The 21,130-nt window shown below is 63.5% G+C and carries 21 protein-coding genes and 1 pseudogene; 5 read left to right on the top strand and 17 right to left on the bottom strand.

Features of this window, described 5'->3' with window-relative positions; all coding sequences use genetic code 11:
- Window positions 1-36: 36 nt before the first annotated feature.
- From BMX92_RS13190 to BMX92_RS13145, 10 genes are all read right to left on the bottom strand, one after another.
- Window positions 37-834, bottom strand: coding sequence for an NAD(P)-dependent oxidoreductase (locus BMX92_RS13190; RefSeq protein ID WP_093017168.1), 798 nt, complete (start codon window positions 832-834; stop codon window positions 37-39).
- Between the two features lie 98 nt (window positions 835-932).
- Window positions 933-1,292, bottom strand: coding sequence for a HesB/IscA family protein (locus BMX92_RS13185; protein WP_093017166.1), 360 nt, complete (start codon window positions 1,290-1,292; stop codon window positions 933-935).
- A complete protein-coding gene (locus BMX92_RS13180; protein ID WP_093017164.1) occupies window positions 1,292-1,753 on the bottom strand; it encodes an SUF system Fe-S cluster assembly protein in 462 nt (153 codons plus the stop codon). The genes BMX92_RS13185 and BMX92_RS13180 overlap by 1 nt, the downstream gene beginning before the upstream one ends.
- Entirely contained in the window at window positions 1,750-2,955 is a 1,206-nt protein-coding gene (locus tag BMX92_RS13175) for an aminotransferase class V-fold PLP-dependent enzyme (RefSeq protein ID WP_093017162.1), read from the bottom strand. Before BMX92_RS13175 ends, BMX92_RS13180 begins: the two co-directional genes overlap by 4 nt.
- Entirely contained in the window at window positions 2,952-3,704 is a 753-nt protein-coding gene (locus BMX92_RS13170) for a SufD family Fe-S cluster assembly protein (protein ID WP_093017160.1), read from the bottom strand. The genes BMX92_RS13175 and BMX92_RS13170 overlap by 4 nt, the downstream gene beginning before the upstream one ends.
- 118 nt (window positions 3,705-3,822) lie before the next feature.
- The gene (gene sufC / locus BMX92_RS13165) at window positions 3,823-4,569 is read right to left on the bottom strand and encodes a Fe-S cluster assembly ATPase SufC (protein ID WP_093017158.1); all 747 of its coding nucleotides are present in this window, start codon (window positions 4,567-4,569) and stop codon (window positions 3,823-3,825) included.
- A gap of 16 nt (window positions 4,570-4,585) precedes the next feature.
- On the bottom strand, window positions 4,586-5,041 hold the full coding sequence (locus tag BMX92_RS13160) for a hypothetical protein (protein ID WP_093017156.1): 456 nt from the start codon (window positions 5,039-5,041) through the stop codon (window positions 4,586-4,588).
- A 129-nt stretch (window positions 5,042-5,170) separates the two neighbouring features.
- Window positions 5,171-6,655, bottom strand: coding sequence for a Fe-S cluster assembly protein SufB (gene sufB / locus BMX92_RS13155; protein ID WP_093017155.1), 1,485 nt, complete (start codon window positions 6,653-6,655; stop codon window positions 5,171-5,173).
- A complete protein-coding gene (locus BMX92_RS13150) occupies window positions 6,652-7,062 on the bottom strand; it encodes an RrF2 family transcriptional regulator (RefSeq protein ID WP_093017153.1) in 411 nt (136 codons plus the stop codon). The genes sufB and BMX92_RS13150 overlap by 4 nt, the downstream gene beginning before the upstream one ends.
- Before the next feature lie 119 nt (window positions 7,063-7,181).
- Complete coding sequence (locus BMX92_RS13145) at window positions 7,182-8,123, bottom strand: helix-turn-helix domain-containing protein (RefSeq protein WP_093017151.1); 942 nt, start codon at window positions 8,121-8,123, stop codon at window positions 7,182-7,184.
- Between the two features lie 353 nt (window positions 8,124-8,476).
- Between BMX92_RS13145 and BMX92_RS13140 the strand changes: the two genes are divergently transcribed.
- Window positions 8,477-9,529, top strand: coding sequence for a quinone-dependent dihydroorotate dehydrogenase (locus BMX92_RS13140; RefSeq protein WP_093017149.1), 1,053 nt, complete (start codon window positions 8,477-8,479; stop codon window positions 9,527-9,529).
- Between the two features lie 234 nt (window positions 9,530-9,763).
- Window positions 9,764-11,464 carry a gamma-glutamyltransferase gene (ggt, locus tag BMX92_RS13135; RefSeq protein ID WP_093017309.1) on the top strand — a complete coding sequence of 567 codons (1,701 nt, stop codon included), beginning with the start codon at window positions 9,764-9,766 and terminating at the stop codon, window positions 11,462-11,464.
- A 76-nt stretch (window positions 11,465-11,540) separates the two neighbouring features.
- On the opposite strand, the gene BMX92_RS28025 is transcribed toward ggt, so the two are convergent.
- The 4 genes from BMX92_RS28025 to BMX92_RS13120 all read right to left on the bottom strand — a co-directional run bounded on the left by BMX92_RS28025 (window position 11,541) and on the right by BMX92_RS13120 (window position 13,147).
- On the bottom strand, window positions 11,541-11,834 hold the full coding sequence (locus BMX92_RS28025) for a hypothetical protein (RefSeq protein WP_256213419.1): 294 nt from the start codon (window positions 11,832-11,834) through the stop codon (window positions 11,541-11,543).
- Window positions 11,792-12,031, bottom strand: coding sequence for a hypothetical protein (locus BMX92_RS28020; protein ID WP_256213418.1), 240 nt, complete (start codon window positions 12,029-12,031; stop codon window positions 11,792-11,794). The genes BMX92_RS28025 and BMX92_RS28020 overlap by 43 nt, the downstream gene beginning before the upstream one ends.
- Window positions 12,032-12,105: 74 nt before the next feature.
- Window positions 12,106-12,522, bottom strand: a complete 417-nt coding sequence (locus BMX92_RS13125; protein ID WP_093017307.1) for a SufE family protein — start codon at window positions 12,520-12,522, stop codon at window positions 12,106-12,108.
- 109 nt (window positions 12,523-12,631) lie between these two features.
- Window positions 12,632-13,147: a hypothetical protein gene (locus tag BMX92_RS13120; protein WP_256213417.1), complete on the bottom strand. Its 516-nt coding sequence runs from the start codon at window positions 13,145-13,147 to the stop codon at window positions 12,632-12,634.
- 127 nt (window positions 13,148-13,274) lie between these two features.
- Here BMX92_RS13120 and BMX92_RS13115 point away from each other — a divergent pair, with 127 nt between their 5' ends.
- Complete coding sequence (locus BMX92_RS13115) at window positions 13,275-14,159, top strand: aldose 1-epimerase family protein (protein ID WP_093017303.1); 885 nt, start codon at window positions 13,275-13,277, stop codon at window positions 14,157-14,159.
- A gap of 143 nt (window positions 14,160-14,302) precedes the next feature.
- Window positions 14,303-15,880: a peptide chain release factor 3 gene (locus BMX92_RS13110; RefSeq protein ID WP_093017147.1), complete on the top strand. Its 1,578-nt coding sequence runs from the start codon at window positions 14,303-14,305 to the stop codon at window positions 15,878-15,880.
- Between the two features lie 18 nt (window positions 15,881-15,898).
- Here BMX92_RS13110 and BMX92_RS13105 read toward each other — a convergent pair whose 3' ends face one another.
- Complete coding sequence (locus tag BMX92_RS13105) at window positions 15,899-17,149, bottom strand: spinster family MFS transporter (protein WP_093017145.1); 1,251 nt, start codon at window positions 17,147-17,149, stop codon at window positions 15,899-15,901.
- Window positions 17,150-17,246: 97 nt separating this feature from the next.
- Window positions 17,247-19,556 (bottom strand): TonB-dependent receptor, encoded by a 2,310-nt coding sequence (locus BMX92_RS13100; RefSeq protein WP_093017143.1) that lies wholly within the window; start codon window positions 19,554-19,556, stop codon window positions 17,247-17,249.
- Between the two features lie 161 nt (window positions 19,557-19,717).
- On the opposite strand from BMX92_RS13100, the gene BMX92_RS13095 reads away from it, so the two are divergent.
- A complete protein-coding gene (locus BMX92_RS13095) occupies window positions 19,718-20,332 on the top strand; it encodes a TetR/AcrR family transcriptional regulator (protein WP_093017141.1) in 615 nt (204 codons plus the stop codon).
- Window positions 20,333-20,536: 204 nt separating this feature from the next.
- Here BMX92_RS13095 and fdxA read toward each other — a convergent pair.
- Window positions 20,537-20,875: pseudogene (gene fdxA / locus BMX92_RS13090) on the bottom strand (ferredoxin FdxA); the annotation flags it as partial.
- Window positions 20,876-21,130: the final 255 nt, after the last annotated feature.

Here is a 21,130-nt window from a genome sequence, read left to right as displayed (position 1 = left end):
CTCGGTTAACAAGGCGTAAACCACGAAACGAAATGATCAGAGGCAGGCGCGCAGCCCCTCGCGATAGGTCGGATAGCGCGGCAACCAGCCCAGCAAGCGTCTGGCCCGGCCATTGGCGACCCGGCGATTTTCGGCATAGAAGCTGCGCGCCATCGGCGACAATTGCGCCTCTTCCAGCGTCAGGAGCGGGGGGACAGGCTGGCACAGGATGGCACAGGCTTCCTCGATCAGGCGATTCTGCGCGCAGGGCAGATCATCCGACAGATTATAGATGCCGGGCGGCCCGGCGTGGATCGACGCGATGACCCCGGCGACGATGTCATCCACATGGGCGCGGCTGAATATCTGGTCGGGCAGGTCGATACGATGCGCCCGCCCCGCCCGCACGCGATCCAGCGCGCTGCGGCCCGGACCGTAGATGCCGGGCAGGCGAAAGCGGCGCATATCCGGGCGCAGCGCCCCCCAGTCCGCATCGGCCTGTGCCCGGGCGGCGCGGCGGCCGGACCCGGTGGCGCTGCTTTCATCCACCCACGCGCCTGCCGCATCGCCATAGACGCCGGTAGAGGAGAGATAGCCGGTCCAGATGGCGGGCGCGGCCGCAATGGCGGCGGCGTAGCGGGTGAGGACGGGATCGGCCTCCGCTTCGGGCGGAACGGAGGACAGGATGTGGCTGGCCTGCGCGATGGCGGCGCGGACGGCGCTGTCGTCATCGAAGGCGAGAGTTTCGGCGTCGGCGCTGCGGCGGACGCCGGTGATGCGCCATCCTTGCGCGCGCAGGCGGGAGGCAAGGCGGGAGGCGGTATAGCCCATGCCGAGGATGAGCATGTGGGGCATGATCCCGTTCCTCCGTGCTCCTGCGAAAGCAGGAGCCCAGAGTCGACCGGCCTGCCCTCCATACTGGGCTCCTGCTTTCGCAGGAGCACCGATAGCGATTAAACCGTGAAGCTCTCGCCGCAGCCGCAGCTACCCTTGGCATTGGGGTTGGCGAAGACGAAGCCGGCGGTGAAATCATCCTCGACCCAGTTCATGGTCGATCCGATGAGATAGAGGACCGAGGCGCCGTCGATATAGAGGACGCCGCCGGGGGTTTCGATCTTCTCGTCGAACTTGGCTTCTTCGGTGACATAATCGACCGAGTAAGCGAGGCCCGAGCAGCCGCGCTTGGGGGTCGACAGCTTGACGCCGATCGTGCCGTCGGGCGCCTGCGCCATCAGATCGGCGATGCGCTGCTCCGCGCTGGGCGTCAGGAGGACGGCGGCGGGGCGGGCGCGGGTCTTGGTTTCCACGGTCATCAGAGCATCCCCAGTTCGAGCTTCGCTTCGTCCGACATCTTGCCGGGGTCCCATGGCGGATCCCAGACCAGATTCACCTCGACATTGCCGACGCCGGGGACTGCGCCGACGCGCAGTTCGACTTCGCCGGGCATGGATTCGGCGACCGGGCAATGCGGCGTGGTCAGCGTCATGGTGACGACCGCATGGCCATCCGCCGTGACGTCGACGCCGTAGATAAGACCCAGATCATAGATGTTGACCGGGATTTCCGGGTCGAAAATCTCCTTCAGCGCATCGATGATGCCGTCATAGAGATCGCCGCCCGGTTCGCCCGCGGGCACGGCGCTGGGCGCCTGCGTCAGGAAGCCGTCCAGATAGTCGCGCTGGCGCGGCGCGGCCTCCGCCTCTTCGACGCGCGCCTTGGGCGGGGTTTCCACCGCGTCCACTTCTTCCACCATGATCTTCTTTTCCTCGATCATCCGAAGATTTTCCTTACCCGTTCTATGCCTTTGACCAGCGCATCCACATCGCTGTCGTCGCTGTAGATGCCGAAACTGGCCCGTGCGGTCGCCTCGACGCCCAGATGCCGCATCAGCGGCTGGGCGCAATGATGGCCGGCGCGGATCGCGACACCCGTTTCATCCAATATGGTGCCGACATCGTGCGGATGCACCCCCCCCACCTCGAAAGAGAGGATGCCGGCCGAATCTTCGGGGCCAAAGACGCGCACGCTGTTGATCTGGCCGATCGCGGCGCGAGCCTTGGCCACCATGGCGCATTCATGGGCGTGGATGACGTCCAGGCCGATGCCCTGCACATAATCGATCGCGGCGGACAGGCCGACGACGCCGACGATATGCGGCGTCCCAGCCTCGAACCGGGTCGGCGCGGGGGCGTAGGTCGTCTTTTCGAACGTCACCTTGTCGATCATCGACCCGCCACCCTGATAAGGCGGCATGGCGTCGAGCAACTCCTTGCGCCCCCACAATATGCCGATGCCGGTCGGGCCGTAAAGCTTGTGCGCGGAAAAGACGTAGAAATCGCAGTCGAGCGCCTGAACATCGACGGCGAGGCGGGGAACCGCCTGACAGCCGTCGATCAGGATTTTCGCGCCGACCATATGGGCGATGTCGGCGGCGCGGCGGCAATCGAGCACGCTGCCCAGCACGTTCGACACATGGGCGAGCGCGACCATGCGGTGCTGCGGCGTGATCATCGCGCGCATCGCGTCCAGATCGATCCGGCCGTCCTGCGTCAGCGGCACCACGTCGATCTGGGCCCCGACCTTTTCGGCGACGATCTGCCAGGGGACGATATTGCTGTGATGCTCCAGTGTGGACAGCAGGATGCGGTCACCGGCCTTCAACTGCGTGCCGGCCCAGCATTGTGCGACCAGATTGATGCCCTCGGTCGCGCCGCGGACATAGACGATCTCGCTGTCCGACGCGGCGCCGATGAAGCCGGCGACCTTGCGGCGAGCGGCCTCATAAGCAAGCGTCATATTGGCCGAGCGTTCATAGACGCCGCGATGCACGGTGGCATAGTCGGGGCCATAGGCGCGGGCGATCGCGTCGATCACGGCATTGGGCTTTTGCGCGGTGGCGGCGCTGTCCAGATAATGCCAGTCGCCGACACCGGGGAAATCGTCCCGCAAGCGCAGGCCCTGCGCGAGGTCGGTCATACCAGCGCCTCCAGCTTGGCGATGGCAGCGGCTTCAAGCGCATCCTTGACCGCTTCGTCCGCCACATCGTCGAACACGCCCGCGACGAAGGAGCGCAGCAGCAGCGTCTTGGCCGTCGCCGGATCCATGCCGCGCGACGCCATGTAGAAGAGCGCGGCCTTGTCCAGTTCGCCCACGGTCGCGCCATGGGCGCATTTCACGTCGTCGGCGAAGATTTCCAGTTCCGGCTTGGCATTGGCCGTGGCGGTCCGATCCAGCAGCATCGCCTTGATCGACTGAAACGCATCGGTGCGCTGCGCATCGCGGGCGACGTTGATGCTGCCCAGATAGCTGCCCGTCGCGCGCTGGCCCAGGATGGAACGGACCGTCTGGCCGCTGGTCGAATCCGGCCTGGCATGGGTGACGCTGGTAATGATTTCCAGCGTCTGGTCGCCGCCGCCGAGGATCGCGCCATTCAGTTCGAAATGGGCGTTGCTGCCGATCGTGACGGTGAAGGTCACGCGCCCCAGCTTGCCGCCGATATTGAGCACATGGAAATCGCACCGCGCCCCGTCGGCGATGGTGATGACATAGTCATGCACCGCCGCCGCGCCTTCGCCTGCATCCTGCAACAGATGATGGCGCGCCGTTTCGCCCTCCGCCACGTCGATCCGCGTCGGTGCGGGCACGGGCCAGATGGTCGCCACCGCTTCCAGATCGCTGTAGCGCCAGGCCTCATCCTTGCGAGTCGGGATAGCAAGCGCGGTCATGCCTGCCCCCTTAACTTCGCATATTTCCCGCAAATTTCGACATTATATGTCGCAAGTTGGAAATTATCGGAAAGCTGCATGGCCATGCTAGGCTTCAGGAATCGGTGTAGGACAGGGATCACGCGGCCACCACCTCGGCATAGCCTTCACGCTCCAGTTCCAGCGCCAGTTCAGGACCGCCCGACTTGACGATCCGGCCAGCGGCCAGGACGTGGACGAAATCCGGCTTCACATAGTCGAGCAGGCGCTGATAATGGGTGATCAGCAGCACCGCCTTGTCAGGCTTGCGCATGATCGCGTTGATGCCCGCGCCCACGATCTTGAGCGCGTCGATGTCGAGGCCCGAGTCCGTCTCGTCGAGAATCGCCAGCTTGGGATCGAGAATGCCCATCTGCACCATTTCGGCGCGCTTCTTTTCGCCGCCGGAAAAGCCGACATTCACCGGGCGCTTGAGCATCTCCATGTCGAGGCCCAGCAGGCCGGCCTTTTCCTTGGCCAGCTTGATGAATTCGCCACCGTTCAGTTCCTTCTCGCCGCGCGCGCGGCGCTGCGAATTCAGGCTCTCGCGCAGGAATTGCAGGTTGGAGACGCCGGGGATTTCGACCGGATATTGGAAGCCCAGGAACAGCCCGGCAGCAGCGCGCTCATGCGGGTCTTTTTCGAACAGGTCTTCGCCTTCGAAGGTGGCGGTGCCGCCGGTAACGTCATAATTGGGGCGGCCGCCCAGCGTGTAGGCGAGCGTCGACTTGCCGGCGCCGTTCGGCCCCATGATCGCGTGGATTTCGCCCGCATTGATCTGAAGCGACAGGCCCTTGAGGATCGCCTTGCCGTCGATTTCGTTGGTGAGGTTGTCGATCGTCAGCATCACTTATCCCCGAAAATCAGTTGCTCTGCGCGCGCTGGAGCGTCCGCGCGGTCCAGAAGGCCATGTCCCGCACATCGCCCGGCGCGGGGAACAGCGTGTCGATATGGCGCTTGATCGGCATATAGGGCCACCAGTCGGCGTCCGGCTCCGGCGCGCCCTTTTCCAGCAGCGCGACGACGAATTCGCTGACCGGCCCCATGCGGGCCAGATTGGGCGCCTTCGCCTTGTGGAACGCCTTGTCCTTGCGCAGCTTCTCGGTGAAAGCGACATCGCCCGCTTCCAGCGCGGCGCGGCTTTCCGCCTGATAGGCGTCGAGATCGCCGAAATCCTTGGCGGCGCGGGCCTGCAACTCGCCCTCTTCCAGCTCATAATCCTCGGTCAGGATACGGATCGCGGCGGTCCATGACTGCCCGTTGCTAACATCCTCCGCGAAATCGGCGAGGGCATCCTGGATATCGTCTTCGTCGCTCAAGTCTCAGTCCTTCAAGCTCTTAAATTCCACGTCACCCTGAACTTGTTTCAGGGTCCATTTCTCCCCCAACCCTCGCCTGCGACGGCGAAATGGATGCTGAAACAAGTTCAGCATGACGGGGGAATGATATTATCCCACGCTGCCTTCAAGGCTGATGCCTAGCAGCTTCTGTGCCTCGACCGCGAACTCCATCGGTAGCTGTTGCAGCACTTCCTTGGCGAAGCCGTTGACGATCAGCGACACCGCGCTTTCCTGATCCAGCCCACGCTGCATCGCGTAGAAGAGCTGGTCGTCGGAAATCTTCGACGTCGTCGCCTCATGCTCGATCTGGGCGCTGGGATTGCGCACTTCGATATAGGGCACGGTATGCGCGCCGCACTGATCGCCCAGCAACAGGCTGTCGCATTGGGTGAAGTTGCGCACGCCCTCCGCGCCCGGCGCCACGCGGACGAGGCCGCGATAGGTGTTGTTGCTGCGCCCCGCGCTGATCCCCTTGGACACGATGGTCGAGCGCGACCCCTTGCCATTATGGATCATCTTGGTGCCGGTGTCGGCCTGTTGCAGATTGTTGGTCAGCGCGACGGAGTAGAACTCCCCGACGCTATTCTCGCCGTTCAACACGCAGGACGGATATTTCCACGTGATCGCCGACCCGGTTTCCACCTGCGTCCACGAAACCTTGCTGTTGCGGCCCTGGCAGAGCGCCCGCTTGGTCACGAAATTATAGATGCCGCCCTTGCCGTTCTCGTCGCCGGGATACCAGTTCTGGACGGTGCTGTACTTGATCTCGGCATCGTCGAGCGCAACCAGTTCCACCACGGCGGCGTGCAGCTGATTTTCGTCGCGCATCGGCGCGGTGCAGCCTTCCAGATAGGAGACATAGGCACCCTCGTCCGCGACGATCAGGGTGCGTTCGAACTGCCCGGTATTTTCCGCGTTGATGCGGAAATAGGTCGACAGCTCCATCGGGCAGCGAACGCCCTTGGGGATGTAGACGAAAGTGCCGTCGGAAAAGACCGCGCAGTTGAGCGTGGCAAAGTAGTTGTCGTGCATCGGCACGACTTTGCCCAGCCACTTCTTTACGAGGTCAGGGAATTCGCGCACCGCTTCGCTGATCGAGCGGAAGATAACGCCCGCTTCCTCCAGCTCCTTGCGGAAGGTGGTGGCGACCGAGACCGAGTCGAACACGGCATCGACCGCGATCTTGCGGCTGCCCTTCACGCCGGCGAGCATTTCCTGCTCGGCGATGGGGATGCCCAGCTTTTGATAGGTGGCGAGGATTTCGGGATCGACCTGATCCAGCGAATCCAGTTCCACCTTCTTCTTCGGCTCGGCGTAATAATAGGCATCTTGGTAATCGATCGGCGGGACGTTGAGCTTGGCCCAGTCCGGCGCTTCCATCTTCTGCCACATGGCGAAGGCCTTGAGCCGCCAGTCGAGCAGCCATTGCGGCTCCTTCTTCTTGGCCGAGATGAAGCGGACCGTATCCTCGTTCAGCCCCTTGGGCGCGAAATCCTGCTCGATGGCGGACGACCAGCCATGTTCGTAGGTCGACGCGCGATCAGCGGCGTCCTGCGCTTCCTGATTCCGAACGGTGGTTGCTTGTTCAGTCATGCCATTTCTCGTGTCAGACTGGCGATCGTCACCCCCGCGAGCGCTTCGCGGATGGCATTGTTCGCCACATTCATGTGCGGGCGGATGCGGCAATCCTGTTCCAGATTGCAGTCATGCGCCCCTTGTTCGCTGCACGCGGTCATGGCGATCGGTCCTTCGACCGCCTCCACCACATCGGCCAGCGTGATGGTGGCCGGCGGGCGCGACAGGCGCACGCCGCCGCCGGTGCCCCGGCTCGATTCGAGCAGACCGGCGGCCGACAGGCGGCTCACCAGCTTCTGCGCGGTGGGCAGCGGAATACCGGTTTCGGCGCTCAGCGTGGTCGCGTTCATCCGCGCGGCGCCACAATGGCGCGCGGCGGCGGACATCAGCACGACCGCATAGTCAGCGAAGCTCGACAGTTTCATGTCGCGTCACGCGCCCTTCATAAATTGCGAACCATTCTCAAATCGGACTGATTCCATCCGATTGGGCGCATGTGGTCGCACAGAGGCGTTTAATCAAGGAAATTTTGCTTGGGCGCGGCTTAGCTCAGCCGGTTCAGCACGGCCACATCGCCACCCAGCGAACGGCGCAACAGGGTCAGTTGGGCGACCGCCGACGGCTCGGTCTGCAACTGGTGCGGGGTCAGGCCGATAAAATGCTTGATCTCCCGGATGAAGTGCGACTGGTCATAGAAACCGGCCTCTTCGCACAATTGCTGCCAGCTTTCCCCGTCCAGCGCGATCCGCGCCGAACAGCGCAACGCCCGATATTTGCGCGCCAGCAGCTTGGGCGGGGCGCCATAATATTTGTTGGTGAGGCGCGCGAGCTGGCGCGGCGACAGGTCGGTGGTTTCCGCCAGCGTCTCGATCCGCGGCGATCCTTCGTCCATCAGCCAGGCATCGACCGCCGCCAGCAATTCCCATATCGCCGGGCGCGGCGGCCGCACCAGCCTGCCCAGTTCCGCCCAGCACAGGGCCGCCATCGCATCGACATCGTCATCCGCCCCGCGCAGCCGGTCCAGCAGCAGGCGATACAGGTCGCCCTTCTCCGCCGCCAGATCGCACAGCCGGTCCGCCAGCAGGCTGGCGTCGCCGCCATGCAATGCCATCCATCCCGCCGGCAGGATGGAAATACCCAGTACGCGCACCGGCCGGTCCAGTTGAAAACGAGTCGCCGCCGTGGTCGGCCCCAGCAGGCAGACGTCGGGCGTCGCCGTCACGACCCCGTCCTGGAAATGATAATCGCCGCCGCCCTCCAGCATGAAGCGCAGTTGCGGCACGTCAGCCCGTGTTGCGTCTGCGAAACGATCGGCCGAAACGCTGAAGAGATAGAGGGAGCCGAAATAGGCGCGCAAATGGGCAGGGGGCGCGACATAGCTGAGGCGCACAGGCCCCTGCGTCGCCGCCACCGTGTAGGAAAGCGGCCCACGCTCGTCCGGCAGCGCGATTGCGCCACCGATCGTGTCGATATGATGCGACCCCATGTTCTTCACCCCAAGGAAAAACACTATGCGCCAATGGCATGGCGGCGCAAGCGGAATGGCTGGGAAACTGTCACTTTTATGCCGCCAACATGGCGTCGGGTAAAAAAATGACCCGGCGGTTTTCACCGCCGGGTCAGGAAAAGGTCTCATCGGCCATGGGCCTAAGAGCCTTCGGGTCGCAAGACGGCTTTACGCCGGAATCGGTGAAATATTATTGGATAGATCGGACATTTTGCGATTGCTAACGGTCTCAATCATGACGTTTTCTGTCATGAAATAACCTTGCCCCGCTATAGTGTCTCATTGGCAACAGCGACTCGACGCCCCGGCGCATCGCTGGCATAGGCAGCGCCATGTCCTATCGCCTGATCCGCCCGCTGCTCTTCACCCTGGATGCCGAGCGCGCCCATAATCTGTCGATCGCTGCATTGCGGATGATGCCCACCGCCGCGCCGTTGGCGCCCGATCCGATGCTGCAATCGGTGGTGGCCGGCATCCGCTTTCCCAACCCGGTCGGGCTCGCGGCGGGCTATGACAAGGATGGCCGGGTCGCGCACAAAATGCATGGGCTGGGCTTCGGTTTTGCCGAGCTGGGCACGCTGACCCCGCTGGCCCAGCCGGGCAATGTGCAGCCGCGCCTGTTCCGTCTGGTCGAGGACCGCGCCGTCATCAACCGCTTCGGCTTCAACAATGGCGGACAGGGCGCGGCTGCCGACCGCATCGCCCGCTATCGCCGTGCGGTAGGCGACGGCCCTGTCATCGGCATCAATATCGGCGCCAACAAGGAGGCGACGGCCGCCGGGCGCGCCAATGCCGATTATGCGACCGGCGTCACCTGCATGGCGCCGCTGGCCGATTATCTGACGGTCAACATCTCCTCCCCCAACACGCCGGGCCTGCGCGCCTTGCAGGGGCGGGCGGCGCTGGACGATCTGTTGGGCGCTGTGATGGCGGCGCGTCCCGAAGGCGGCCCTCCCATCTTCCTGAAGGTCGCGCCCGACCTGGAACCAGCCGATGTGGAGGATATCGCCGCCGCCTGTATCGATCATCGGGTCGATGCGCTGATCGTGTCCAACACCACCATCACCCGCCCGGCGCTGCGATCGGCCCATGCCGGCGAGACGGGCGGCCTGTCCGGCGCGCCGCTGACCGACCTGTCGCATACGCGGCTGAAGGATTTCCGCCGCCTGCTGGGCGATCGCCTGCCGCTGATCGGCGTGGGCGGCATCGCCAATGCGGAACAGGCCTATGCCCGCATCCGCGCCGGCGCATCGCTGGTCCAGTTGTACAGCGCGCTGGTCTATGAAGGGCCGTATCTGGCGAAGCGTATCAATGCGGGCCTCAAAGCGCTGATGACGCGTGACGGGGTGAAGACCATTGCGGAGCTGGTCGGCGTCGACGCCTGACAGTCTGTTTGGAAAATGCGCGGAAGAGCGCATTTTCAAGGCCGCACCGGCCCGCACCCCCACCCGACCACCCATCAGGGTACCATATCTGGGCGGTCGGGTGGGGGTGCGGGCCGGTGCGGATGCGCCAAGGGCGCATGGCCAAACAGACTCTGACCGGTTCGGGCTTCGCCTCATAACCTGCGTCTATCCCAAGGGGTTGCGATGCGGCGGCAGGGCGATAGGGTGGCGGCCATGATCCTTCGCATTTCTGGCCTGCTGGCCTCCGTCGCCCTCCTTGCCCTGTCACCCCTGCCCGCCGCCGCGCGGGAGCCGGTGTCGACCAACGCTACCGTCTCCGCCGCCGATCCGCGCGCGGCGCAGGCGGGACAGGAGATATTGCGCAAGGGCGGCAGCGCCACCGACGCCGCGATCGCGATGATGCTGACGCTGGGCGTGGTCGAACCGCATAATAGCGGCATCGGCGGTGGCGGTTTCCTGATGCATCATGACGGCAAGACCGGCGTGCTCGACTCGATCGACGGCCGCGAAACCGCGCCCGCCGCCGCCCGGCCGGATCGCTTCATGGGACCGGACGGCAAGCCCCTGCCCTTCATCCAAGCCTGGCCGGGTGGCTATTCGGCCGGCGTGCCGGGCAATCTGCGCCTGGCGTGGGACGCGCACAAGAAATGGGGCAAGCTGCCCTGGGCCGATCTGTTCCAGCCGGCGATCCGCTATGCGCAGGATGGCTATCAACTGGGCGAACGCACAGCCACGGCGCTGCGCGCGACGCAAAATATCTGGGCCGACTTCCCGGAAATCCAGAAATATTTCTGGGTCGACGGCGCCCCGCCGCCGGTCGGGACGCTGCTGAAGAATCCGCCGCTCGCCGCGCTCTACAAGCGGATCGCGGCGGAGGGCCCGGATGCCTTTTACAAGGGCGAAAATGCCCGGCTGATCAGTCAGGCCGTCACCAACGCACCGAAGAATCCGGTGCCGATGACGGAAGCGGACATCGCCGCCTACAAGGCGGAACCGCGCAAGCCGGTCTGCGGTCCTTATCGCGTCTATACCGTGTGCGGCATGGGGCCGGTTTCGGCCGGGGGCATCACCGTGCTCGAAATCCTCGGCATGGTGGAGCGCTTCCCGCTGGCGCAATGGGGCAAGGATGATCCTCGGTCCTGGCATGTCATCGGTGAGGCGATGCAGCTGGCCTATGCCGATCGCGACACCTGGCTGGGCGACCCCGCCTTCGTATCGGTGCCGATCAGCGGCATGATCGACCCTGCTTATCTCAAGCAACGTTCTTCGCTGATCCGGCTGAACAAGGCGCTCAACGTCTACAAGCCCGGCACCCCGCCCGGCGCGCAGCCCCGCACGGCATCGCTGCCCCAGCCCGAAAGCGGCACCAGCCATTTCGTCGCGGTGGACCATGATGGCGACATTGTGGGCTGGACCTCCACGATCGAAAGCTTCTTCGGCAGCCAACTGATCGCCAATGGCGTGATCCTGAACAATGAACTGACCGATTTCAGCTTCTCGCCCGAAAGGGACGGCAAGCTGGTCGCCAACCGGGTGGAGCCGGGCAAGCGCCCGCTCTCCTCCATGTCGCCAACCATCGTCTATGATGAAAAGGGCACGCCCATCTTCACCGTCGGCGCAGCAGGCGGCAAGACCATCATCATGCAGGTGGCCAAGGCGCTGATCGCCCATTTCGACTGGGGCCTGTCCGCGCAGGATTCGATCGCGCATGGGCTGGAATTCTTCAATGGCGACGGTCTGGTGCTGGAACAGGGCACCTCGCTGGAAGCGATGAAGGGGCCGCTGGAGAAACTGGGCCATCGCGTCAGCATCAGCAAGCTGGGCCTGAAGGCCAATGCCGCCGAGCGCATGCCGGACGGTCGCTGGGTCGGCGCGGCCGATCCGCGCAGTCCCGGTGTGTCGTTGCAGGAATAATATCCGTCCTTGCGAGCGCAGTGAAGCAATCCATGGGTACGCCAGTGGATTGCTTCGCTGCGCTCGCAAGGACGACTCAGCCCTTCAAATTCAGCCCTTCGACGTTGAACTGGAAGGGTGCGGTCTTTTCCTTGCCGTCAACCACCAGATCGACCTTCACGCTCTTCGCGTCCCGGATCGCGTCATAGGCCCCCTGCGAGGGCGCGATGGCGATCCCGTCGTCATTGGTCGCCATCCGCCCCTTCCATTCATGCTGTTTGCCATCGTCGGTGGTGGCCTTCACCCGGCAATCGGACAGGTCGCAGGTGAAGGGCGCGCCCACCAGCTTCACCGTGACGTCAGCCCCGCCTTCCTTGAGCGGCTGGACCACAGCACCGAAAAAGTGTCGGGCGCGGTCATCGTCACCACGCTGTTGGTGCTGCCGATATAGGCGACCTTGGCGGCCTTGCCTTCGCCGCCCTCATATTTCCACGACTGGCCGATCTGCTCGCGCTGAGTCGGGGCCTTGGGTTTTTCGGCACAGGCGGCCAGCGTTGCCACGGCCGCAATCATCAGGATGGCGCGCATCGCCTCTCTCCTTCCATTCGGTTACGGAAGGATAATGTTTCGATGGCGGGGAAAGTTGCGTGGTAGGCTGCGCCCTACCCCGTGTAGCGCCCGGCCGTTTCGCGGATCAGGGCGATCATGTTGGGGATGCCACCGGTTCGATTTGATGTCAGATGATTTTGCAGTTCGAATGGACGAAGCGCTTCATCCATGTCGACAGCCAAAATTTCTTTCGGCTGCTGATCTTGAACGATCGTCAAAACCAAAGCGATAATGCCTTTAGTTATTGCCGACGTGCTGTCTGCCAAGAAATGTAGGGAGCCGTCGTCATTGCGTATCGGGTAGGTCCAGACCTGAGCTTGACATCCCCGGACAAGCGTAGCGGGAGTTTTTAAAACATCAGGCATGGCTTCCAGCGATCGACCAAGATCAATAATGAGCCGGTGTCGATCGTCCTTTTCCAAGAACTCAAACTCTTCTTGAATGTCGGCCAGTGAGCGCATGTCGGTCATGCCCGCCATATAGGGCCAAATGGCGAAAGCGAAACCCGCTTTACGCCGATCTCAAGCTGCTCCTGCGAAAGCAGAACTGGGCTCCTGCTTTCGCAGGAGCACTGGAATCTCAACTCGCGACCTTGCATCCTTTGGCCGCCGCCATGCCCCGCAGATAGCCGCGGCGTGCGATGCCGGCCGTTACTGCCGCTTGCAAGCGGCGTTCGGCCGGGGCCGCGCCGCTGATTTCGCGTACCAGCCCGCGGAAGGGGATCAGCGAATTGACGATCGTCTTGCCGACCGCCTCGGCGATCTTGCCGGTACGATTCTCGTTCGCCTTGGCGCCGACGGTGAAATCCTCGCCCAATACGGCATTGAGTTCGCCCAGCGACGCCTTCAGCCCCTTGCAGGTGCGCGAGGGCGGCGCGGCATAGGGATTTTCCACCGCCTTCAGCAGAACGGGCGGAATTTCCTCCTTGTCCAGCCCTACGTCGCGGGCCGGCTGGGTGGCGATCTTGCCCGCCTTGTCCAGATTGCCGTCCTTCTTCTGGTCGGCTTCTTCCTGCTTGGGCTTATCCTGATTTTGGGCGATCGCCGCGCACGGCGTCAGGCCCACCAGGACGATGGCAATGGCAAATGATTTCATGACAGATCCTCCGCTTCGCCAAACCAGTGACGGGGCCTGTCGGTTCCCTTGCGAAACAATCTGGATGGGAGACAGGGGCGCGCCACCGGGCTATGCGAAAATACCGTTCCCGCAGGAGCCGATAGCCTTGTCCGACACCCGTTTCGCCATTTCGTCCTCCGCTCTGTCCGCCAGCATCGATCCGCTGGGGGCCGAACTCTGGTCGCTGACCGATGCGCAGGGTCGCGAACTGATGACAGATGCCGATCCGCGCTGGTGGACCGGCCATGCGCCGCTGCTCTTTCCCTTTGTCGGCCGATCGCGCGGCGACATTTATCGGCTCGACGGGCAGGATTATCCGATGGCGCAGCATGGTTTTGCCCGGCGCAAGCCCTTTGCGGTGGTGGAACAGAGAGAGGACAGCCTGCTGCTGCGGCTGGAGGCGGATGAGGAGACGCGCGCGGCCTATCCGTTCGACTTCCGGCTGGACATGGGTTTCGTGCTGGAGGGCGCCAGCCTGCGCATGACCGCCACCGTCAGCAACCGGGGCGAGGCGCTCATGCCCTTTTCCTTCGGCTATCACCCCGCCTTCGCCTGGCCGCTGCCTTATGGCGGCGCGGCGGAGGCGCATCGCGTGACTTTCGAACAGCCCGAACCCGCGCCGATCCGCAAGGTTGGCGAGGAACCGGGCCTGATCGCGCGCGAAACCATAGCCTCGCCGGTCGAGGGCGACACGCTGATCCCGACCCACGCCATGTTCGAAGGCGATGCGCTGATCTGGGACGATCTGGCCAGCCGGTCGCTGACCTGGGGCGCGCCGGGCCGGCCGCATCTGAAGATCGATTTCCCCGACACGCCCTGGCTGGGCCTGTGGCAAAAGCCGGGCGCCCATTATCTGTGTGTCGAACCCTGGGCCGGGATGGCCGATCTGGAGGGGTTTGACGGCGATGTCTGGGCCAAGCAGGGCATCATGGCGCTGCTGCCGGGGGATAGCCGCAGCTTCCGCATGGACGTGACGCTGGCAGACGTGTAACGGCGCATCCTTGGTTCCGTTCGGGCTGAGCGAAGTCGAAGCCCTCCACTGAGCGTAGCGAAGTGCCTTCACTCCGTTCAGGCGAGCCCTTCGACTTCGCTCAGGGTGAACGGGTTTTGTTACTCGCGACCCAGAAAATCATCATGACCATCCCATCCCGCCGCACCTTTGCGATCATTTCCCACCCGGACGCCGGTAAGACCACGCTGACCGAAAAGCTGCTGCTGGAAGGCGGCGCGATCCATCTGGCGGGCGAGGTCAAGGCGCGCGGCGCCAACCGCCGCGCCCGCTCCGACTGGATGAAGATCGAGCAGCAGCGCGGCATTTCCGTCACCTCCTCGGTCATGACGTTCGAGCGGACACGCGATGGCGAGACGATCACCTTCAACCTGCTCGACACGCCGGGCCACGAAGACTTTTCCGAAGATACCTATCGCACGCTGACCGCCGTCGACAGCGCCGTCATGGTGATCGACGCGGCCAAGGGCATCGAGCCGCAGACGCGCAAGCTGTTCGAGGTGTGCCGCCTGCGCAACCTGCCGATCATCACCTTCGTCAACAAGGTCGACCGCGAAGGCCGCGAAATTTTTGGCCTGCTGGACGAAGTGGCCGATCAGTTGCAGCTCGACGTCTGCCCGATGAGCTGGCCGGCCGGCATGGGCGGCGAGTTCGAAGGCATTTACGACTTCGCCACTAACCGGCTGATGCAGCCGGTCGGCCCCAGCCGCGAATTTGACGGCACGCGCCACCAGTTTGATGGCCTGGACGATCCGGCGCTGGCCGATCATCTGTCCGACCGCGCGCTCGACAGACTGCGCGAAGAGGCGGAGCTGGCGCAGGGCGGCTATGCCGAATTCGACCATGACCGGTATCGGGCGGGCGATCTGACCCCGGTCTATTTCGGGTCGGCGCTCAAGCTGTTCGGCATCACCGAACTGATCGATGCCCTGTCCGCCCATGCCCCCGCGCCCCGATCGCAACCGGCCGAACCCGCCGCCGTCGAACCCGACCAGAGCGAAGTCACCGGCTTCATCTTCAAGGTGCAGGCGAATATGGACCCGATGCACCGCGACCGCATCGCCTTCATGCGGCTGGTGTCGGGCAAGTTCAAACGCGGCATGAAGCTGACGCCGTCGGGATCGGGCAAGGCGCTGGCGGTGCATTCGCCGATCCTCTTCTTCGCGCAGGATCGTGAACTGGCGGACGAGGCTTTCCCCGGCGACATCATCGGCATCCCCAATCATGGCGCGCTGCGCGTGGGCGATACGCTGAGCGAAAAGCCGGGCCTGCGCTTTACCGGCCTGCCCAATTTCGCGCCGGAAATCCTGCGCCGCGTGCAGTTGAAAGACCCGACCAAGACCAAGCAGCTGCGCAAGGCGCTGGACGACCTGTCGGAAGAAGGCGTCATTCAGGTCTTCTATCCGGAAATCGGCAGCAACTGGATCGTCGGCGTGGTCGGCCAGCTTCAGCTCGAAGTGCTGATCTCCCGGCTGGAGGCCGAATATAAGGTCGCGGCGGGGCTGGAGCCCTCCCCCTTCGACACGGCCCGCTGGCTCAGCGGCGATGATGCCGCGATCAAGGATCTGGTCAGCTATAATGGCGCCAACATGGCCAAGGATCGGGACGGCAATCTGGTTTTCATGGCGCGGAGCGCCTGGGACATCGGCTATCAGCAGGAACGCCATCCCAAGGTGAAGTTCAGCGCGACCAAGGAACGGTAAACCCGGTGGGTCGTGGCGTTACGCCGCGACCCAATCCTTGCGCAGCGCCTTACCCGCCAGCGCCATGAACAGTCCGGCGAGCAGATAGAAACCCAGCGCCGCGACGATCGCATAGCGCAGCGACTCAATGCCGTAAGTCGGCGTCAGCGCGTCGGACAGGCTGCCGACCGCCCAGCTGCCCAGCCCCAGCCCGACCAGATTATTGATCAGCAGGAAGGTTGCCGAGGCGCTGGCCCGCATCTGTGGCGGCACCAGATGCTGCACGGCGGTCAGCACCGGGCCGAGCCAGACATAGACCAGCGCCTGCGGGATCAGGAACAGGGCGAAGGCGAAGGTAACACTGTTCGACAGCACGCCGATCACGAACAGGGGCATGCCGACCACATAGCTGACCGCCGGCACCCAGGCATAATAGGCCTTGTCCCGGCCACCCATGCGATCACCCAGGAAACCGCCCAGCAGCACGCCCGCCACGCCGCCGAGCAGCAGCAGCCCGCCCAGAAATTGCCCCGCGCCGATCAGGTCCAGGCCGAAGCTGCGCATCAGCAGGCTGGGCAACCAGAAGGCGACGCCATAGCCGCACATCGAACTGCATGCCGCGCCCAGCGCCAGCATCCAGAAGCTGCGCTTGGCGGCGAGGATGCCGAACACGGCGCTGACCGGCACGGCATCGCCTGTCTGCGCCGGCCGCGCGGGTTCGCGCACCACCAGACGGAAGAGCGGCGCGATCAGGATGCCCATGATGCCCACTGCGATGAAGGCGGTGCGCCATTCGACCGTCTGCGCGATATAGCCGCCCAGCAGCACGCCGCCCGCCGACCCCAGCGGAATGCCGAGCGAATAGATGGACAGCGCCCGCGCCCGCTGATGCTGGGGGAAATAGTCGCTGATGACGGCGTAGGAAGGCGCGACGCCGCCGGCCTCCCCCACGCCCACGCCGATGCGGAACAGGAACATCTGGGTGAAATTCCCCGCCACGCCGCACAGGGCGGTAAAGCCGCTCCAGATGGCGAGGCTCACGGTGATGACCCAGGTCCGGCTGGTCCGGTCCGCCAGCAGCGCCAGCGGGATCGCCAAGGTCGAATAGAGCAGCGCGAAGGCGATGCCGCCCAGCGCGCCGAGCTGGCTGTCGGTCAGTTGCAACTCGGCCTTGATCGGCCCGGCGAGGATGCCGAGAATCTGCCGGTCGAGGAAGTTGAACGTATAGACCAGCAGCAGCATCGCCAGCACGACGCCACGATAGGCGGGGGAAGAGGTTCGGTCGGTCATAGGCGCTTACCCATCTCCGTTCGGTTCGAGCTTGTCGAGAACCACATGCGCCGGGTTCTCGACAAGCTCGAACCGAACGGGAGGGGTTGGGCGAAGATCAGAATTTTACCGTGCCGGTCAGGAAGACCTGTCGCGGATTGCCGTAGAAGGCGGTCAGCACGCCTTCCCGGCCCAGCGTCGAGACGCCGGTGGCCGACTGATAATTGTAGCCCGAGGTGATATAATGTTTGTCGGTCAGGTTCTTGCCATGCAGGCCCAACGAATAATGATCGTCGGCGGAGGTCCACACGATACTGGCATCCCACAGCGCATAACCCGGCTGGTCGAGCGCCGGGATCGGCACTTCGAACTGATGGGTCAGGCTGCGATAGGACAGGGTCGTCGACAGGTCGAGCGATCCGCCTGCCATCGCCACGCCGCCGCTCAACGTGCCCGACACTGTCCATTTGGGCGTATTCTGGAAGGTGCGGATATCCGACACATCCACCCCGGTCGGGCCGATGAAGCGCTTATATTTGGCGTCGACATAGCCCAGCGCACCGACGAAGCGCAGGCTTGATCCGTCACCCGCAAAATCGCGCGCCAGCAGGGCATTAGCTTCGACCTCGACGCCCTTTATATCCGCCTTGGCCGCGTTGGTAGTAATGCCGCAGAAGCTCTGCAACCCGCCGACCAGACAGCCGACCGATCCGGGAATCTGCACATCCTTGTAATTGGCGTAGAAGCCCGCGAGGCTGAGGCTCAGGCGGCGATCGAACAGGGAAGCCTTGTAACCGACTTCATAGCTGTCGACCTTTTCCGGGTCGAAGGACAGGAAGTCGTAGATTTCCTGATAGCTGCGCACCCCGTCGCCATTGCTGTCGGGCGCCGATGTGCCCGACCCGCGCGGGTCGAAGCCGCCGCCCTTGAACCCCTTGCTATAGGAGGCATAGACCATGTGGTCCTGCGCCGGCTTGTAGCTCAAGGACGCGCGCGGCGTAAATTCCTTGAAGGTGCGGGTGCCACGGAAATTGGTCGCGGTAGCGATCACGATCGGATCGGCGCCGCCAAATTCGGGCGAGGTGCCGCTGATCCGGTTTTGCTTGAGGATATAGGCCGACCGCTTGTCATTGGTGTAGCGCCCGCCGACCGAGAGGCTGATTTGGTCGGTAAAATCGAAGGTGAAGTCGCCGAACACCGACCATGTGTCGGTCCGCACATCGCCCGCCGTATAGCCATTAAGGCCGGGGAAGCCGATCGCCGCGCCGGTCAGGCCCAGCAGCACGTCGAAGGAGGTCGCCGCCTTCGCATCGAGATAATAGAAGCCCAGCAGCCCCTTCACCCGGTCGCTTTCATAGAGAAGCTGCCATTCCTGGCTCAACTGCTCGTTGCGATAGACGGCGGGGACATCGACATCGACCGAAGGCAGCGCGTCGAAGTCGATCGGGGTGTAGCTGGTATCCTTGCGCCAGGCGCTGATCGACCGCAGGGTGAAATGATCGGACAGTTCGGCGGTGATGTTCATCGCCAGACCATAGGCCTTCACATCCTGTTTCGGATTGTTGAGCCCGGCGCGGGTATCGAACACATCGTCCAGCACGGGCGCGCCCGATATCAGGCCGGGGATCAGGCGATGGCCATTGCGAGCATTGGACTTGTCGCGGGTATAGTCGCCCGAAATGCGGATCAGCACCGGCTGGCCGTTGCCGCCAATCTCCACCGTGCCGCGCCCGGCCCAGACGTCCTTATTGTAGTTATCGATGCCCAGCGTGAGGTTCTCGCCAAAGCCGCCACGCGACAGCCGCGCCATCGATGCGCCGACGCGAATCAGGTCGCTGATCGGCGTGCTGACGGTCAGCACGCCATCCGCCTGATCATAAGTGCCGTAGGTGCCGCGCAGCTTGAGCGAAAATTCGTCGGGCAGCGACTTGGTCACATATTTGACCGCACCGCCGATGGTGTTGCGGCCATAGAGCGTGCCCTGCGGTCCGCGCAGCACTTCGATCCGCTCGACATCATAGATATCCAGCACCGACGCCTGCGGGCGGTTGAGATAGACATCGTCCAGATAGATGCCGATGCCCGCTTCGAATCCCGGCACCGGGTCCTGCTGGCCCACGCCGCGAATAAAGGCGGTCAGCGTCGAATTGGTGCCGCGCGAATTTTCCAGCGTGGTGTTGGGGGTAACGTTGGAAATATCGGTGATGTCCAGCGCGCCGCTGCGCTCCAGCGCCTCGCCGGAAAAGGCGCTGACGGCGATCGGCACGCTCAGCAGGCTTTCTTCGCGGCGACGGGCGGTGACGACGATATCGGTTCCGGTATCGTCCACCGCCGGGCCATTATCCTGCGCCAGCACGGGCAGGGCGATCACGCCACCCCAGGCGGCGGAAGCAAGCGCAAGCGCACGTAATGTCTGATGGGCCTTCATCGGGTCGGTCCTCTCCTGAAATTGGCGCGCCCGGTCTGCCGGGTCGCTTGGCCTTGACCGACTCGATAATGAAAGTTGAACCAGCTTTCAACTTGAAATAAGAGGCAGGGGACGAGAGCGTGGTGCTGCGGCAAAAAGAACACAATATTTCAGGAGTGGACATGACGGAAAACGCCGCCGCAAAGGACGACAAGACGCCGCGCACCGCACGGGGCGAGCGTACCCGCCGCGCGCTGCTATCCGCAGCTGCGGCCGAATTTGGCGAGAAGGGATTTCACGAAGGATCGATCAGCGGCATCACCCGCCGGGCGGGCTGTGCGCTGGGCAGTTTCTACACCTATTTCGACAGCAAGGACGATATTTTCCGCGCGCTGGTGAACGACATGTCCGGGCAGGTGCGCGACTATGTATCGCCACGCATCGCCGATGCGCGCGACGGGATCGATGCCGAACGGGTCGGTCTGCTCAGCTTTCTGGAATTCGCCCGCGCGCACAAGGAAATCTATCGCATCATCGACGAGGCGGAGTTTGTCGATCAGGCCGCCTATCGCGCCCATTATGAGAACACCGCCAGCCGCATGGCATCCCGCCTGACCAAGGCGGCGGAGCGCGGCGACGTGCGCGCCGATGTGGAGGAAGTCCATGCCTGGGCGATCATGGGCATGAACGTGTTTCTGGGGCTGCGCTATGGCGTATGGGACGACAGCCGCCCGGCCGAAGACATCGCCGCCATCGCCAACGCGCTGATCGAACGGGGGATCGGGCGGAAGGGGTGAGACTGCCCCCGTTGCACCCTGCTTGCTCTAATGACCGGGATTGAACGAAAAGAGCAGCATGCCCAGCAAGATCAAGGCGCCAGCGGAAAGAGCAAAAAACAGGGCCAGGCCGCCGATCAACAGCATCACTCTTCGCAACAGGGAGGGCTTCTGCTTGCATTTGGCGCAGGAGTCGACGTGCGTTGACCTGATGCGCGGCAGTGGATCACCTGCTCCGGGTTCAGGCGAAAAATAGCGATCGAATTTCCCGGTTTCCGATCGGAAACGGTCTGCGTCGGGTAAGCCTTGTTTGCCCTTGGCGACGATGTTCGGCCACAGCAGCGAATATTGCGCGTTCAGTTCGATCCACGGCTGAGCGCGCGGTTCCGTGTCGAAGACGATGGCGTCCACCGGGCATTCCTCAATGCAACAACCGCAATCGACGCATTCCAGCGGATTGATGACGAGCATATTCTCGCCTTCATAGAAGGCGTCGACAGGGCAAACCTCCACGCAATCCCTATATTTGCATTTGATGCATGCGTCTGTGATGACACCCGCCATATGCACCTCCCCGGCTGCGACATGCCTAACATAGGCGGTTTCACCCCATGGTTTTGCGGTGAAATACTACTGCGACTGCAAGCGCATGTATCAGACAGGGGAAGGCGGGATCTGAGAGTCTGTTCGGGAATGCGCCTTTGGCGCATCCGCACCGGCCCTCACCCGACCGCCCAGCAGGGTACCATATGTGGACGGTCGGGTGGGGTTCAAACGAGTCACGTGCCTCGTTTGAAGGCCGGTGCGGCTACAAAAATG

Source organism: Sphingobium sp. YR768, from assembly GCF_900111125.1.
Taxonomy (GTDB): Bacteria; Pseudomonadota; Alphaproteobacteria; order Sphingomonadales; family Sphingomonadaceae; genus Sphingobium.
The sequence above is the reverse complement of the archived record's forward strand: the minus strand, read 5'-3'. Positions and strand labels throughout refer to the sequence as shown.

Excerpts from the sequence above, each read along its gene's own strand:
- sufB (WP_093017155.1), bottom strand. The coding sequence starts at position 6,655 with ATGACTGAACAAGCAACCACCGTTCGGAATCAGGAAGCGCAGGACGCC.
- BMX92_RS13180 (WP_093017164.1), bottom strand. The coding sequence starts at position 1,753 with ATGATCGAGGAAAAGAAGATCATGGTGGAAGAAGTGGACGCGGTGGAA.
- BMX92_RS13095 (WP_093017141.1), top strand. The coding sequence starts at position 19,718 with ATGACGGAAAACGCCGCCGCAAAGGACGACAAGACGCCGCGCACCGCA.
- BMX92_RS13145 (WP_093017151.1), bottom strand. The coding sequence starts at position 8,123 with ATGGGGTCGCATCATATCGACACGATCGGTGGCGCAATCGCGCTGCCG.
- BMX92_RS13110 (WP_093017147.1), top strand. The coding sequence starts at position 14,303 with ATGACCATCCCATCCCGCCGCACCTTTGCGATCATTTCCCACCCGGAC.
- BMX92_RS13190 (WP_093017168.1), bottom strand. The coding sequence starts at position 834 with ATGCCCCACATGCTCATCCTCGGCATGGGCTATACCGCCTCCCGCCTT.
- BMX92_RS13140 (WP_093017149.1), top strand. The coding sequence starts at position 8,477 with ATGTCCTATCGCCTGATCCGCCCGCTGCTCTTCACCCTGGATGCCGAG.
- BMX92_RS13185 (WP_093017166.1), bottom strand. The coding sequence starts at position 1,292 with ATGACCGTGGAAACCAAGACCCGCGCCCGCCCCGCCGCCGTCCTCCTG.
- BMX92_RS13105 (WP_093017145.1), bottom strand. The coding sequence starts at position 17,149 with ATGACCGACCGAACCTCTTCCCCCGCCTATCGTGGCGTCGTGCTGGCG.
- sufC (WP_093017158.1), bottom strand. The coding sequence starts at position 4,569 with ATGCTGACGATCGACAACCTCACCAACGAAATCGACGGCAAGGCGATC.
- BMX92_RS13175 (WP_093017162.1), bottom strand. The coding sequence starts at position 2,955 with ATGACCGACCTCGCGCAGGGCCTGCGCTTGCGGGACGATTTCCCCGGT.
- ggt (WP_093017309.1), top strand. The coding sequence starts at position 9,764 with ATGATCCTTCGCATTTCTGGCCTGCTGGCCTCCGTCGCCCTCCTTGCC.
- BMX92_RS13150 (WP_093017153.1), bottom strand. The coding sequence starts at position 7,062 with ATGAAACTGTCGAGCTTCGCTGACTATGCGGTCGTGCTGATGTCCGCC.
- BMX92_RS28020 (WP_256213418.1), bottom strand. The coding sequence starts at position 12,031 with ATGCGCGCCATCCTGATGATTGCGGCCGTGGCAACGCTGGCCGCCTGT.
- BMX92_RS13100 (WP_093017143.1), bottom strand. The coding sequence starts at position 19,556 with ATGAAGGCCCATCAGACATTACGTGCGCTTGCGCTTGCTTCCGCCGCC.
- BMX92_RS13125 (WP_093017307.1), bottom strand. The coding sequence starts at position 12,522 with ATGACCGACATGCGCTCACTGGCCGACATTCAAGAAGAGTTTGAGTTC.
- BMX92_RS13170 (WP_093017160.1), bottom strand. The coding sequence starts at position 3,704 with ATGACCGCGCTTGCTATCCCGACTCGCAAGGATGAGGCCTGGCGCTAC.
- BMX92_RS13120 (WP_256213417.1), bottom strand. The coding sequence starts at position 13,147 with ATGAAATCATTTGCCATTGCCATCGTCCTGGTGGGCCTGACGCCGTGC.